The sequence below is a fragment of the Billgrantia pellis genome, from assembly GCF_008297955.1.
GTDB classification, from domain to species: Bacteria; Pseudomonadota; Gammaproteobacteria; order Pseudomonadales; family Halomonadaceae; genus Halomonas; species Halomonas pellis.
This window is the reverse complement of sequence record NZ_VTPY01000001.1, coordinates 700,017-714,377: the sequence shown is the minus strand read 5'-3', so window position 1 is coordinate 714,377 and position 14,361 is coordinate 700,017. Positions and strand designations below refer to the sequence as shown.

The following is a 14,361-nucleotide window of genomic DNA, read 5'->3' as shown; positions in this document are numbered from 1 at the left end:
ATAACGGTATAAAATCCGAAACGGCGAATTAGCCGCGGTAGTAACCCGGCTCGACGAACGGCATCTTGCTCACCGTCATCGGCAGCTGCTTGCCGCGCACCTCAGCGTATAGGGGGGTGCCGATCGCCGCATGTTCGATGTCGACATAGCCCATCGCCACCGGCTTGCCGACACTGGGACCAAAACCGCCCGACGTGACCGTCCCGATGTGCTTGCCCTGCGAATCGAAGAGCTCGGCGCCTTCACGCACCGGGGCCCGGCCTTCACCCAGCAGCCCGACGCGCTTGCGCCGGTGATCCTTGGCATCGACCTGATGCAGGATAACGTCGGCGCCGGGAAACCCTGCGGGACGCTCGCCACCGTGACGCCGTGCCTTGCCGATGGCCCAGATCAGGCCCGCCTCGACGGGCGTGGTCCCGGTATCGATATCGTGGCCGTAGAGGCAAAGCCCCGCCTCCAGGCGCAGCGAATCGCGCGCCCCCAGGCCGATCGCCTCGACCTCCTGCTCGGCCAGCAGCCGGCGGGCCAGCGTCTCCGCGGCTTCGGCCGGCACCGAAATCTCGAAACCATCCTCGCCGGTATACCCACTACGGCTGATCCATACCGGCGTACCGTCCATTTCGAAATGGTCATGCTGCATGAAGACCATGTCGCAAGCTTCGGGGCACAGCCGACGCATCACGTCCGCCGCCTTGGGTCCCTGCAGCGCCAGCAATCCGCGATCCAGCACCTCGATGCGATGCTCACCGTCCAGCCCCATTTCCAGCAGGGCCTGATCCTGGTCCTTGCAGGCCGCGTTGACCACCAGATAGAGATACTCACCGGTGTTGGCCACCATCAGATCGTCAAGGATGCCTCCCTCATGCTCGGTGAACAGCGCATAGCGCTGCATGCCCCGGGGCAGGTCGACGATGTCGGCGCATACCAGGGTCTCCAGCGCCTCGGCAGGGCGCGGCCCCTGCAGCAGGATCTGCCCCATGTGCGACACGTCGAACAGGCCACAGGCGGCACGGGTGTGTTCGTGCTCCTTTTTCACGCCGAGCGGATACTGCACCGGCATCTCGTAGCCGGCAAAGGGCACCATCTTTCCACCCAGCTCCAGGTGCAAGGCATGAAGGGGGGTATGCTTGAGCTTACTCATGTCGTCATCACTCTCGTAGCGGGGCCATCAACGACGAGAGGTGCCCTCATGGGGCACCTCTCGGATGGCAGATAGCCTCAGGACTTATCGTGGTCCAACTCTTCGCCCGGCAGGATGTCCTTGCCGTCAAAGTAGTCGCGGGCCAGCTTGAATACCACCGGCGACAGCAGCGCCAGGGCAATCAGGTTGGGAATCGCCATCATGGCGTTGAAGGTATCGGCCATCAGCCAGATGAAGCCCAGTTGCGCCATGGCACCCAACGGGATGGCCAGCACGAACAGCACGCGATACAGCATGATCGAACGGGTGCCGAACAGGAACTGGAAGCACTTCTCACCGTAGAACGACCAGCCCAGGATGGTGGTGAAGGCGAACACGGCCAGCGCCAGTGAGACGATCTGGTTGCCCATGCCCGGCAGGGCTTCATCGAAGGAGAGCGCCGTCAACGATGCCCCCGCCTCCCCCGTCTCCCAGACTCCGGCGGTCAGGATGACCAGGGCGGTGATGGAACAGACGATAATGGTGTCGATGAAGGTCCCGAGCATAGCGATCAGCCCCTGACGCACCGGATTCTTGGTTTGCGCCGCGGCGTGAGCGATGGGCGCGCTGCCCAACCCCGCCTCGTTGGAGAAGATGCCGCGCGCCACGCCAAACCGAATCGCCGCCATCACCGCCGCGCCGGCGAAGCCGCCCATGGCCGCGTGCGGGTTGAAGGCGTAGTAGAAGATCATGCTGAACGCCTCGCCGAGCTGGCCGGCGTTGATGGCAAGCACGACGACCCCGGCGAGGACATAGGCGATCCCCATGATCGGTACCAGCTTGCCGGCCACCTTGGCGATGCGCTTGATACCGCCCAGAATCACCGCACCGGCAAGCACCATGATCACCACGCCGGTCATCCAGTGCGGCAGACCGAAGGTGGAAGCGAGGGCATCGGCCACCGAGTTGGACTGTACCGTGTTACCGATGCCGAAGGCTGCGACCGCGCCGAAGAAAGCGAAGGCACCCCCCAGCCACAGCCATTTCCGACCCAGACCGTTCTTGATGTAGAACATCGGCCCACCGACGTGGTAGCCGGTACTGTCGGTTTCACGGAAACGTACCGCCAATACCGCCTCGGCGAACTTGGTCGCCATGCCCACCAACGCCGTGATCCACATCCAGAACACCGCACCCGGCCCACCGAGTGCAATGGCAGTGGCGACCCCTGCGATATTGCCGGTACCGATGGTCGCGGAAAGCGCCGTCATCAATGCGTTGAACGGCGAGATTTCCCCTTCGTCGACGGCCGCCTTGGCCGTGTCGGGCGAAGGCTTCCTGTCACGCCCCGCCCACATCAGCCTGAAGCCGGTACCCAACTTGCGAATGGGCATCAGCTTCAGTCCGAGCTGCAGATACAGGCCCACCCCCAGCAGCAGGATGAGCATCAACGGCCCCCAGACGACCCCGTTGATCGCTGTGAATATCGCATTCAAGGTTTCCACGAACGTTTCCCTCTATTGTTGGCGATTTGTATGGCTTCTTATCTCGGCCCCGCAGTGATGGCCATGCATTCCCTCACGCACCGCTCGGCCGCCATGGTCGCTGCACACGGTCAACCGAACCGCAGCGGAACGGCTTTGACAAGCAGAATTTTCTCCGTGCCATTCGAGGCATGCGCGAACGATGGGCAATGCAATCCGGCGTACCATAGCGGAAAAAGCCAGGAATGCACTACCCCGACGAAATGCTTTCCGGAAAGGAATGGCCAACGCTCGTCCCCGCGCCGGCGAAGCGTGCGTTTCGTATCGGAAACAATGGCGCATCGTCCGCCTCCGACGATCATGGCCCCTACAGATTAGTGAGCCGCGCCAGGCCTGTCGAATCCTGCCTAGCGCCGACGCCACGCTTATGCACTCCTCTTGACGCGAGAACTGGACGATCTTTTCAACACGCGCCACGCTGTTCAGGCGGAGGCCGGCAACGCGACCGAAACCGCGTTCACGGACTCGCCAAATGACGCCAATGGCGTTAGCATTCGCCCCGTCAGAAAACCTTTTTCGTATAGGAAAACACCATGAGCTCGATCCCCGCCAACCTGCGCTACAACGAAAGCCACGAATGGGTGCTGGACAACGGTGACGGCACCGTCACCATCGGTATTACCGACCACGCCCAAGAGGCCCTCGGCGACGTGGTGTTCGTCGAGCTCCCCGAGGTGGGACGCACCCTGGCCAAGGGCGAGGAGTTCGGCGTCATCGAGTCGGTCAAGGCAGCTTCCGATCTGTATGCCCCCCTGGCCGGCGAGATCGTCGAGGTCAATGAAACGCTCGAGGATGCCCCCGAGACCGTCAATGAAGCCCCCTATGAGGGCGGTTGGATCATGAAGGTGCGTGTCGACGATGCCACCGCCGTCGAGGCACTGCTGGACGCCGACGCCTATCAGGCCATCGTCGACAGCGAATCCTGATCCGGCCTGACCTTATCCCGGCCGCCGGCCGGGTTCTTCCGACACACCGCACAAGGTTCTCCATGGCTATCGACAACCGCCGCCTGGCCGAACTGGCCGATCACGACGCCTTCATCCGCCGCCATAACGGCCCCGGAACCGACGACGTTGCCGCCATGCTGGCGGCGCTGGGCATGGACAGCCTCGACACGCTGGTCGAGCGCACGGTGCCGGCCGACATTCGCCTCAGCCGTGAGCTCGACCTGGACCCACCTCGCAGCGAGGCCGAGGCGCTCGACTACCTGAAGCGTCTGGCGCGCCAGAACAAGGTCTTCAAGACCTATATCGGTCAGGGTTACTACAACACCCACGTACCGGCCGTGATCCAGCGCAACGTGCTGGAGAACCCGGGCTGGTATACCGCCTATACCCCGTATCAGCCGGAAATATCACAGGGCCGCCTAGAAGGGCTGCTCAATTTCCAGCAGATGGTCATGGACCTTACCGGCATGGAACTGGCCAACGCCTCGCTGCTCGACGAGGCGACCGCCGCCGCCGAAGCCATGGCGCTCTGCCAGCGTGCCAACAAGACGTCGAAGAGCCTGGCCTTCTTCGTCGCCGACGACGTGCTGCCGCAGACGCTCGACGTCGTGCGTACGAGAGCCCACTACTTCGGCTTCGAACTGATCGTGGCGCCGGCCGACAGCCTGGCCGATCACGACGTCTTCGGCGCTCTGCTGCAATATCCCGGCGAAAGCGGCCTCGTGCGCGACCTGGCCCCGCTGCTCGCCGCGGCGCGCGACAAGGGCATCATGACCTGTGTGGCTGCCGACATCATGAGCCTGGTGCTGCTCAAGGAGCCGGGCGCCCTGGGTGCCGATATCGTCGTCGGCAACACCCAACGCTTCGGCGTTCCCATGGGGTATGGGGGACCCCACGCCGCCTACTTCGCCACCACCGACAAGCTCAAGCGCTCCATCCCCGGGCGTATCATCGGTGTATCGAAGGACAGCCGCGGCAGTACCGCCCTGCGCATGGCGATGCAGACCCGTGAGCAGCACATCCGTCGCGAGAAAGCTACCTCGAACATCTGTACCGCTCAGGCGCTGCTGGCCAACATGGCCGCTTTCTATGCCGTCTACCACGGTGCCGAAGGCCTCACGACCATCGCCAACCGCATTCATCGCCTGACCACGATTCTCGCCGAAGGCCTCAAGGCCAAGGGCGTGTCCCTGGTACACGATAGCTGGTTCGATACCCTGCGCCTGACCGGCATCGATGCGGGCAAGGTCCTGGGCCGCGCCATGACCCACGAGATCAACCTGCGCTACTTCGCCGACGGCGACATCGGCGTCAGCCTCGACGAGACCACCACCGCCCACGATGTCGACGCGCTGTTCGATGTGCTACTCGGCGAGGAGCACGGGCTGTCGGTCAGCGCCCTGGACGAGCGGGTCACGGCCGAGGGGATCGGCGGCATTCCTTCCGCCTGCCGACGCGACACCGCGTTCCTGACGCACCCGACCTTCAAGCGTTTCCGCAGCGAAACCGAGATGCTGCGCTACCTCAAGCGCCTGGAGAACAAGGATCTGTCGCTCACCCATGCGATGATCCCGCTGGGTTCGTGCACCATGAAGCTCAACGCCACCAGCGAGATGATCCCCATCACCTGGCCCGAGTTCGGCCAAGTGCATCCGTTCGCACCGCAGGAACAGGCGGTCGGCTACAAGCAGATGATCGACGAGCTGGCGGCCTTCCTGGTCGAGATTACCGGCTACGACCATATTTCGATGCAGCCCAACTCCGGCGCCCAGGGCGAGTATGCCGGCCTGGTGGCGATCCGCCGTTACCAGGCCGCCCAGGGCGAAGGGCACCGCGACGTTTGCCTGATTCCCAGCTCCGCCCACGGCACCAATCCCGCTTCCGCCGCCATGGCGCAGATGAAGGTGGTGGTGGTCGAATGCGACAACAACGGCAACATCGATCTCGACGATCTGCGCGCCAAGGCCGAACAGCATAGCGGGGTGCTCTCGGCGATCATGCTCACCTACCCCTCCACCCACGGCGTCTTCGAGGAAGGCATTCGCGAGGCGTGCACCGTCGTGCATCGTCACGGCGGCCAGGTGTACATCGACGGCGCCAACATGAACGCCCAGGTCGGCCTGAGCCGCCCCGGCGATTTCGGAGGCGATGTCAGCCACCTCAACCTGCACAAGACATTCTGCATCCCTCACGGCGGCGGTGGACCGGGCATGGGCCCGATCGGCGTCAAGGAGCACTTGGCGCCCTACGTCTCCAACCACGTGGTCACGCCGATCCCCGGCGTGAAGGAAGCGTGTGGTGCCGTCTCGGCCGCCGCCTACGGTAGCGCCTCGATCCTGCCGATCTCCTGGGCCTACATCAAGATGATGGGCGCCCGTGGGCTGCGCCAGGCAACCGAGCTTGCCATTCTCAACGCCAACTACATCGCCAAGCGTCTCGAGGATCACTACCCGGTCCTCTACCGCGGCGTGAACGGCACCGTGGCCCACGAGTGCATCATCGACATTCGCCCCCTGAAGGCTGCTTCGGGTATCAGCGAGGAGGACATCGCCAAGCGCCTGATGGATTACGGCTTTCATGCCCCGACCATGTCCTTTCCGGTGCCCGGCACCCTAATGGTGGAGCCCACCGAATCGGAATCGCGCTATGAGATCGATCGCTTCTGCGATGCCATGGTCGCCATCCGCGGGGAGATTGCCCGAGTCGAGCGCGGCGAGTGGCCGGCCGACGACAACCCGCTGGTGAACGCACCGCACACCATGGCCGACCTGATGGACCCGGTCTGGGAGCGCCCCTACTCCCGTGAGACCGGCGCCTTCCCCTCGGACGCGGTCAAGGCGGCAAAGTATTGGCCGGCGGTGAATCGCGTCGATAACGTCTTCGGTGACCGCCAGCTGATCTGCTCCTGCCCGAGCATCGATGCCTACCGCGACTGATCCGTCATCGCTGATGCGAAGTCGCTACCCCAAACGGCCTGCCCTTCGGCGGGCCGTTTGGCCTTTTGCAGTATCGGGCGGCAGCTACAGCGGCGAGGCGACCTCACCGTAGCCAAAGCGCTCACGCAGTCGTTGCTCGCGGAAACCTTCGAGCAACCGCTCGTAGCGTCGCGGCACGCGACTTCCCGAGCGGCTCACCAGATGAAGCGTCTCGTACTCGGCCGCCGGCAGGTCGAGTTCCTTGACCTGGCGCTGCCAGGGCGAGGTTTCGAGTACCAGCCTCGATACCACGGTAAAGCCCAGACCGCGGGCCACCGCATCCAATACCATTGCCACCTCGTTGGTGAAGCCCTGGCGGCGGAACTGGTTCATGGAGCGGAACTCCTCGGTAAAATTGCTGCGAAGCAACGCCCCGGCATGACTCACGCCGTCCGAGTAATTGATGAAGCCGATCCCCATCAACTCGGTTAGCGAAGTGCCGGTGAAATCGGCCGGCACCACCAGGCACAGCGGCTCCTGGTGCCAAAGCCGGCAGTCCAGCTCCGGATGGCGAATCGGCTCGGTGACGATACCCAGGTCGTGGCGACCGGCCAGTACATCGGTGACGATCTCGTGGCTGAAGGCGAAACTGTAATTCACCGTCAGCCCAGGCGACATCTGCTGCTGGCCGAGAAGGTAGGGATACAGCATCAGCCCCACGCTGCCCGGCGACGCGATGCGGCATTCACCGGTGTCCAGCGCATCGTCGTCCAGCGAATGGCGGAATTGCTCATGCTCGGCGAACAGGCGTAGGCCGTAATCGTAGGCGCGGCGCCCGGCTTCGGTGAGCGTGAAACGCCTGCCCTGCCGTTCCAGCAGCGGCTTGTCGAGGTACTGCTCGAGCTTGCGCACGTGCTGGCTGACCCCGGGCTGGGTCATGTCCAGGCGTCGCGCGGTCCGGGTGAAGCTGCCGGTCTCGACCAGAGTAATGAAAGTACGGAAATATTGGGCGTTGAACATGTCACATCGCCTGTGGCGTTCGGCCGAAACCAGTTGCCACCATGGTAACAAATCGGCCCCTCCGGCGCAGCGCTGCACCCTGCACGCCCGGCGTGTTAGCATCATGACAAGTTCATTGCGCCCGGCCCCGTCCTTGACGGCACTCGACGCACCGATCACACAAGGACCGTTTTCATGCCTGATACCATTTCCAGCGTCGTCTCTCCGCTTCGCAGCCTGGAAGTGCTTTCGCAACACGAAGTCAACCGTCTGCGCGATACTTCCAAAGCGGGTCTGCACGACCTGCTGCGCCGCTGTTCGCTGGCCGTACTCAGCTCGGGAAGCGTCACCGACGACAGCCTGGTACTGATGGAGACCTACCATGATTTCGACATCGAGGTCATCCAGCAGGATCGCGGCATACGCCTCAAGGTGACCAATGCCCCCGCGGAGGCTTTCGTCGACGGCAAGATGATCCGCGGGATTCGTGAACACCTCTCTTCCGTGCTGCGCGATATCGTCTACGTCTACAACGAGATCCAGCATCACGCGCGCTTCGACCTGAGCACCGGCGAGGGAACCACCAACGCCGTGTTCCATATCCTGCGCAAGGCCGGCACGCTCAAGCCCGGCCGGGATCCGGGGCTGGTGGTCTGCTGGGGCGGGCATTCGATCACGCGGGAGGAGTACGACTACACCAAGGACGTGGGCTACCACCTCGGCCTGCGCGAACTCGACATCTGTACCGGCTGCGGCCCGGGCGCCATGAAAGGGCCCATGAAGGGCGCCAATCTGGCCCATGCCAAGCAGCGCATTCCCGACGGCCGCTACCTGGGCATTTCCGAGCCCGGCATCATTGCCGCCGAGGCTCCCAACCCTCTGGTCAACGAATTAGTGGTGATGCCCGATATCGAGAAGCGCCTCGAGGCCTTCATCCGTATCGGCCATGGCATCGTCGTGTTTCCCGGCGGGGTTGGCACGGCGGAAGAGATTCTTTATCTCATGGGCATTCTGCTCCATCCCGAGAATGCCGACATGGAGATGCCGGTGATCTTCACCGGCCCGGCCAGCGCCGCCGACTACTTCAAGCGTATCGACGAATTCCTGGTTTATACGCTGGGCGAATCGGTACGCGAGAAATACCGCATCATCGTCGACGACCCGGTCGAGGTCGCCCGCGCCATGCGCCAGGGCATCGATGCCGTGACTGAGTTTCGCCGCGCCCATCAGGACGCCTTTCACTTCAACTGGCGCTTGACCATCGCCCGGAATTTTCAGGAAACCTTCGAACCGACCCACGCTGCCATGGCCGGCCTGGCGTTGCACCCCGACCAGCCGGTACATGAGTTGGCGGCCAACCTGAGACGCGCCTTCTCGGGTATCGTCGCGGGCAACGTCAAGGAACGCGGGCTGCGCGCCATCGAGGCCCACGGGCCCTTCTCGCTACACGCCGAGCCCGAGCTGATGCACCGCCTGGACGAACTGCTCGGCTCGTTCGTCGCGCAGGGGCGGATGAAGCTCCCCGGGCAGGAATACGTGCCCTGCTACCGGCTGGTGTAATTCGGCAGGACGATCTTTTCGGCGGCGTCCGGTCGGAGGCCGCCGATTATTGGCCTACGCCGAGAGGCCGCCACCACAGCCACAGGGCATGCAGCAGCAGACCCAGGGTGGCACCGTGCGCGATCAACAGCTGCCAACTGATCCAGGCCGTGAAGAGCGCATGCCACCCTCCCATCAGCGCCGTACCCACCACCAGCGACACGAGCAGGCGCTTGAGCAGCAGCGGCAGGCGGGCACGCTCGCTTCCCTCCAGCATGCGCCAGTGGGTCAGTGCGACAACGGCGACCACCGCCAGGGCAATCAGGATCAGGGTCAGGCGGTTGTCATGACCGCCAGCCACATAGCGGGGAAGCGTGGCGAGCATCAGTACCATCAGGCCCAACAACAGGCTGAGCCGTTCGGCGGCAGGCTTGGCTCTCATGGTCAGGCGACCGTCAGTTGCTGTTCTTCGATCCATGTCTCCACCCACGGTAGCGCGGCATCGTCGGCCATGAACGTCTCCATGGCATCGACTTCGAGTCGCGCCCCCAGGCGGGTGGCGCCCAGTCCTTGAAGCATCTCATCGAGCCGTCGCCCGGCACCGCAAAAGGTTTCGCCGTAGGAACTGTCGCCCAGCGCAATCAGACCATAGCGTAGTGCCGTGAGCGTCGGGCTCTTCTCGTCGAGCTCACGCGCAAAGGGGACGAAATTGCCGGGAAAATCGCCGCTGCCCGTGGTGGAAAGGCAGAACAGGGCCAGATCGGGTGGCGTTTCGGTGAGATCGTCGAGGCTCGGCTGCTCCAGGATACTCACCTCGTAGCCTGCCGCCTCGAACAGCGGGGCGACCTGCTCGGCAACGTCAAGCGCACCACCATACATGGTGCCTACGAATATCTTCAGCTGTGGCATGTCGGGGATAAGCCTGGAAAATTTCTTTAGGATGGTAACACGATGCGGCGCCATGACACAGGCGGCGCCCCGCGCCTCGACATGCAGCTCGGACCAAGCCTGAGTATAATCATCGGACTTTGTTCAAGGAGGCAACATGCTGCAGACCTTCGAGGCCTGGATCACTCCCATCATGATCGGGGGTTTGATGCTCTTCATGGCCTTCATCATCTGGGATCTGGCCAAGAAATCTCGTGCGGGGCGCTTCGGCACCATCATGCTCTTCGTGGTGCTCGGTGCCGGTATGATGGGATACGTCTTCAAGGTGGTCATTACGTGGATGCTGGAACGCGGCGGTGTATAGCCATGGCCGCAAAGCACCAAGCACCTGCGCTCAGACACTTCCCCCCCCCCATGCCTGAGCCCTTCGACCCGATGCAAGAATGCCACCCAATCGGGGTGGCATTCAGGCTAACGCTGACTCAGTTGGAAGGCGGTGGCCCTTCGTAACGCTCCACCTGGCTCTTGAGCTTTTGTCCTGGCCGGAACGTCACGACACGGCGCGCGGAGATAGGTATTTCCTCGCCGGTCTTGGGATTGCGCCCGGGACGTTCCCGCTTGTCGCGCAGGTCGAAATTGCCGAACCCCGACAACTTCACTTGCTCGTTCTCACGCAGACAGGCTCGAATTTCCTCGAAAAAAGCTTCCACCATCGTCTTGGCTTCGCGCTTGGTCAGCCCCAGTTCGGCATGCAGGTGTTCGGCCAGTTCCGCCTTGGTCAACGCTCCCATGTCATCTCCTCAGAGTGGCGGTCCAGCCCGCCGCCGTCACATCTTTCACGAAGCCTGCAGGACTCGCGAAGGGAGTGACGCGCGGAACGTTCCGCGCGCCGCTCCGATTCACCCGCGCAGCTCGGCGCCCAAGTGCTGATGCGATTCGGCGACAATGGCATCGACCAACTGATTGATTTCCTCGTCATTCAGCGTGCGCGAAGGATGCTGCCAGGTCAAGCCCAGCGCGACACTCTTGGCCCCTTCCGGCACGCCCTTACCCTGATAGACGTCGAATAGGCTCAACTCTTGCAGCCATTGACCGGCCTGGCGGCGCACGCAATCCAGCAGCGACTGGACCGGCCGGCACTCGTCGAGCAGGAAAGCGAGATCCCGACGCACCTCCGGGAATCGCGACAGCGGTTCGAAGGAAGGCAAGCGGCCACGCACCAGCGCATCCTGACGCACCTCGAACAGGAAGGCTTCGACCTTTAGCCCCAGCCCTGCCCTGACGCCGGGATGCAGCGCGCCGATCCAACCGACCTGCTCCCCCCGATACAGGATGCGCGCGCTCTGACCGGGATGCAGCGCCGGATGACCGCCAGGTTCGAAGCGCCAGGCCTCCGGCTCGCCGCCCATGGCGATCAGGCTCTCCAGATCACCCTTCAGGTCGAAGAAATCCACCTTGTCGCGGGCGCCGGCCCAACCCTCGGGGTCTCGCGAACCGCACGCAAGCGCCCCGAGCATGGGGGTCTGTTGCAAATCGTCCAGGTCGCCGTGGAATACCAGGCCGGTCTCGAACAGCCGAATGCGCGTCTGCTGCCGGTTCAGGTTGTACTCCATCGCCCTTACCAGGCCTGGGAACAGGCTGGCCCGCATCACCGACAGATCACTGGAAATGGGGTTGGCCAACCTCGGCGACACGGCATCAGGCAACAAAGCCTGCTGCAGCTCGGGCGCGACGAAGCTGTAAGTCACCGCCTCCTGATAACCACGCGCAACCATCTGCCGCCGCAGGCGAGACAGCGGTGTGCGGGCCTCGTGGTCGGGGCGCAACGCCAACCGCGCCGCGGGGCGACGCGCCGGCAAGCGATTATAGCCATGGATACGCGCCACTTCCTCGATCAGGTCCTCTTCGATGGCAATATCGAAGCGCCAGCTGGGTACCTGGACCTGCCACCCCTCGTCGGTCGAGCCAACCTTCATGCCCAACCGATCGAGAATGTCGACGACCTCATCGCCCGGCAGCGCCTTGCACAGCGCCTGCTCGAGCCGCGCCGCGCGCAGCGTGACCTGGCGCTCGCCGGGCAGGTGCGCGGCGCTCGCCACTTCGACCAGCGGGCCGGGTTCCCCGCCGGTCACCTCGAGCAGTAATGCCGTGGCCCGCTCAACCGCATCACGGGTAAGCTGCGGGTCGACACCGCGCTCGAAGCGATGGGAAGCATCGGTATGCAGCCCGTAGGAGCGTGCCTGCCCCGCCACGGCCAGCGGCGAGAAGAACGCCGACTCCAGAAAGATGTCGCGTGTCGCCGGGCCGACTCCCGAATGCTCACCGCCCATCACCCCGGCGATCGCCAGCGGGCCGCGCTCGTCGGCGATCACCAGCGTCGAAGCATTCAAGGTGATTTCCTGACCGTCGAGCAATACCAGGCGCTCCCCCTCGCGGGCCAGCCGCACCACGACCGCCCCCTGCAGATTGGCGCGGTCGAAGGCATGCAGAGGCTGTCCCAGCTCGAGCATGACGTAGTTGGTGATGTCCACCACCGGATCGATGGAACGCACGCCGCTGCGCCGTAGTCGCTCGACCATCCAAAGCGGCGTATCGGCGTTGACGTCGACGCCCTTGATCAGACGTCCGATATAGCGCGGGCAACGCTCGGCGTCCTCCACCCGCACCGGGAAGGTCTCGTCGTGGACAGGTGCGACGGGCTCGATGGCGGGAGCGGTCACGGCCAGCCGGTTGAGCACGCCGACCTCTCGCGCCAGCCCCTTGAGGCTAAGACAATCGCCGCGGTTGGGCGTCAGATCGACTTCGATGGTGTTATCGTCGAGCCCCATCCAGGCGCGAAACGCCTTTCCCGCCGGCGCATCGCCCGGCAGCACCAGAATACCCTCCGAGATTTCCTCGGCCAGCCCCAGCTCGGAGGCGGAGCAGATCATGCCGCGGGACTCGACGCCACGCAGTTTGGCCTTCTTGATCTTGAAATCCTCAGGCAGCACCGCCCCGACGCGCGCGAAAGGCACCTTCTGCCCTACCGCCACGTTGGGTGCACCACACACCACCTGCACCGGATCACCGCTGCCATCGTCCACCAGACAAACATTGAGCTTGTCGGCATCCGGATGCTGTCGCTTGTCGATCACTTCGGCCACCACCACGCCATCGAAGGCGGCGGCTACGGGCTCCACCGCATCGACTTCCAGGCCGGCCATGGTGATCTGGTCGGCCAGGCCCTGAGCGCCCAGCTGCGGCGATACCCATTCGCGCAGCCACTGTTCTGAAAATTTCATGACGAATCCTGTGTGTTCTGCTGCGGTCGGTCAGGCGAACTGGCGCAGGAAGCGCAGATCGTTGTCGAAGAACATGCGCAGGTCATTGACCCCATAGCGCAACATGGCCAGGCGCTCGGCCCCCATACCGAAGGCGAACCCCTTGTACCGCTCGGCATCGATACCCGAATGGCGGAATACCTCGGGGTGCACCATGCCGCAACCCATCACCTCCAGCCAGCCGCTGTGGGAGCAGACCCGACACCCTTCGCCGCCGCACATCACGCATTGGATATCGACTTCCGCGGATGGCTCGGTGAAGGGGAAATACGAAGGACGGAAGCGCACCGAAAGATCGTCGCGCTCGAAGAAGGCATGCAGGAAATCCTCGATCGTCCCCTTGAGATCGGCGAAGCTCACGTCCTCGTCGACCAGCAGTCCCTCCACCTGGTGAAACATCGGCGTGTGGGTCAGGTCGGAGTCGCTGCGATAGACACGCCCCGGGCAGACGATCCGAATCGGCGGCGCCTGCTCCTTCATCGTCCGCACCTGCACCGGCGAGGTGTGGGTGCGCAGCAGGCGGGTGGCATCGAAATAGAAGGTGTCGGCCATGCCGCGCGCAGGGTGGTGGGCGGGAATGTTGAGCGCCTCGAAATTGTGGTAGTCGTCTTCGACTTCCGGCCCCACGGCGACATCGTAACCGATGCGATGGAACAAGCCCTCGATGCGCTCCAAGGTGAGCGTTACCGGATGCAGGCCACCGTTGGCCTGCCCGCGGCCCGGCAACGTCACGTCGATGCGCTCGGCAGCCAGCTGCGCCTCCAGGGCGGCCCTGGACAGTGCCTGCCGGCGCTCGTCGAGCTCCTGCGCGAGCGCCTGCTTGGCCTGGTTGATGCGCTCGCCCGCCGCGGGCCGTTCTTCGGCCGGCAGTTTGCCCAGCCCCTTGAGCTGGGCGGTGATTTCGCCCTTCTTGCCGAGATAGCGCACCCGCAGTTCATCGAGCGCGGCAATGCTCTCGGCCGCTTGTATGGCCTGACGGGCCTCGGTGACCAGTGTCGGTAAATGGTCCATCCGTTGAGCTCCGAAGTCGTTTATCCTGCTGAAATCGCGTCAGCCACGCATTGGCAAAAAAACAGGGGAAGAGCGGCT

12 protein-coding genes are annotated in these 14,361 nt (G+C 63.8%); 4 read left to right on the top strand and 8 right to left on the bottom strand.

The features are described from left to right. Positions 1-28 precede the first annotated feature (28 nt). Positions 29-1,141 carry a glycine cleavage system aminomethyltransferase GcvT gene (gcvT, locus tag F0A17_RS03270; RefSeq protein ID WP_149326882.1) on the bottom strand — a complete coding sequence of 371 codons (1,113 nt, stop codon included), beginning with the start codon at positions 1,139-1,141 and terminating at the stop codon, positions 29-31. 77 nt (positions 1,142-1,218) lie between these two features. Further along, entirely contained in the window at positions 1,219-2,625 is a 1,407-nt protein-coding gene (locus tag F0A17_RS03265) for an alanine/glycine:cation symporter family protein (protein WP_149326881.1), read from the bottom strand. A gap of 572 nt (positions 2,626-3,197) precedes the next feature. Between F0A17_RS03265 and gcvH the strand changes: the two genes are divergently transcribed. Together gcvH and gcvP are read left to right on the top strand one after the other, a co-directional pair. Next, positions 3,198-3,590: a glycine cleavage system protein GcvH gene (gene gcvH / locus F0A17_RS03260; RefSeq protein ID WP_149326880.1), complete on the top strand. Its 393-nt coding sequence runs from the start codon at positions 3,198-3,200 to the stop codon at positions 3,588-3,590. 62 nt (positions 3,591-3,652) lie between these two features. Next, positions 3,653-6,547, top strand: coding sequence for an aminomethyl-transferring glycine dehydrogenase (gcvP, locus tag F0A17_RS03255; protein WP_149326879.1), 2,895 nt, complete (start codon positions 3,653-3,655; stop codon positions 6,545-6,547). An 84-nt stretch (positions 6,548-6,631) separates the two neighbouring features. Here the strand turns inward: gcvP and F0A17_RS03250 are convergent, their stop codons facing one another. Continuing rightward, a complete protein-coding gene (locus F0A17_RS03250; RefSeq protein ID WP_149326878.1) occupies positions 6,632-7,546 on the bottom strand; it encodes a LysR family transcriptional regulator in 915 nt (304 codons plus the stop codon). A 174-nt stretch (positions 7,547-7,720) separates the two neighbouring features. On the opposite strand from F0A17_RS03250, the gene ppnN reads away from it, so the two are divergent. Further along, positions 7,721-9,085, top strand: coding sequence for a nucleotide 5'-monophosphate nucleosidase PpnN (gene ppnN / locus F0A17_RS03245; RefSeq protein WP_149326877.1), 1,365 nt, complete (start codon positions 7,721-7,723; stop codon positions 9,083-9,085). 46 nt (positions 9,086-9,131) lie between these two features. Here the strand turns inward: ppnN and F0A17_RS03240 are convergent, their stop codons facing one another. After that, positions 9,132-9,506, bottom strand: a complete 375-nt coding sequence (locus F0A17_RS03240) for a hypothetical protein (RefSeq protein WP_149326876.1) — start codon at positions 9,504-9,506, stop codon at positions 9,132-9,134. A gap of 2 nt (positions 9,507-9,508) precedes the next feature. Then, positions 9,509-9,973, bottom strand: a complete 465-nt coding sequence (locus F0A17_RS03235) for a flavodoxin domain-containing protein (RefSeq protein WP_149326875.1) — start codon at positions 9,971-9,973, stop codon at positions 9,509-9,511. A gap of 136 nt (positions 9,974-10,109) precedes the next feature. On the opposite strand from F0A17_RS03235, the gene F0A17_RS03230 reads away from it, so the two are divergent. After that, positions 10,110-10,316 carry a DUF2788 domain-containing protein gene (locus F0A17_RS03230; protein WP_104203663.1) on the top strand — a complete coding sequence of 69 codons (207 nt, stop codon included), beginning with the start codon at positions 10,110-10,112 and terminating at the stop codon, positions 10,314-10,316. A gap of 118 nt (positions 10,317-10,434) precedes the next feature. On the opposite strand, the gene ihfA is transcribed toward F0A17_RS03230, so the two are convergent. From ihfA to pheS, 3 genes are all read right to left on the bottom strand, one after another. Next, complete coding sequence (ihfA, locus tag F0A17_RS03225) at positions 10,435-10,743, bottom strand: integration host factor subunit alpha (RefSeq protein WP_149326874.1); 309 nt, start codon at positions 10,741-10,743, stop codon at positions 10,435-10,437. Positions 10,744-10,851: 108 nt separating this feature from the next. Continuing rightward, positions 10,852-13,233 carry a phenylalanine--tRNA ligase subunit beta gene (gene pheT, locus F0A17_RS03220; RefSeq protein WP_149326873.1) on the bottom strand — a complete coding sequence of 794 codons (2,382 nt, stop codon included), beginning with the start codon at positions 13,231-13,233 and terminating at the stop codon, positions 10,852-10,854. A 30-nt stretch (positions 13,234-13,263) separates the two neighbouring features. Beyond that, positions 13,264-14,283 (bottom strand): phenylalanine--tRNA ligase subunit alpha, encoded by a 1,020-nt coding sequence (pheS, locus tag F0A17_RS03215; protein ID WP_149326872.1) that lies wholly within the window; start codon positions 14,281-14,283, stop codon positions 13,264-13,266. Positions 14,284-14,361: the final 78 nt, after the last annotated feature.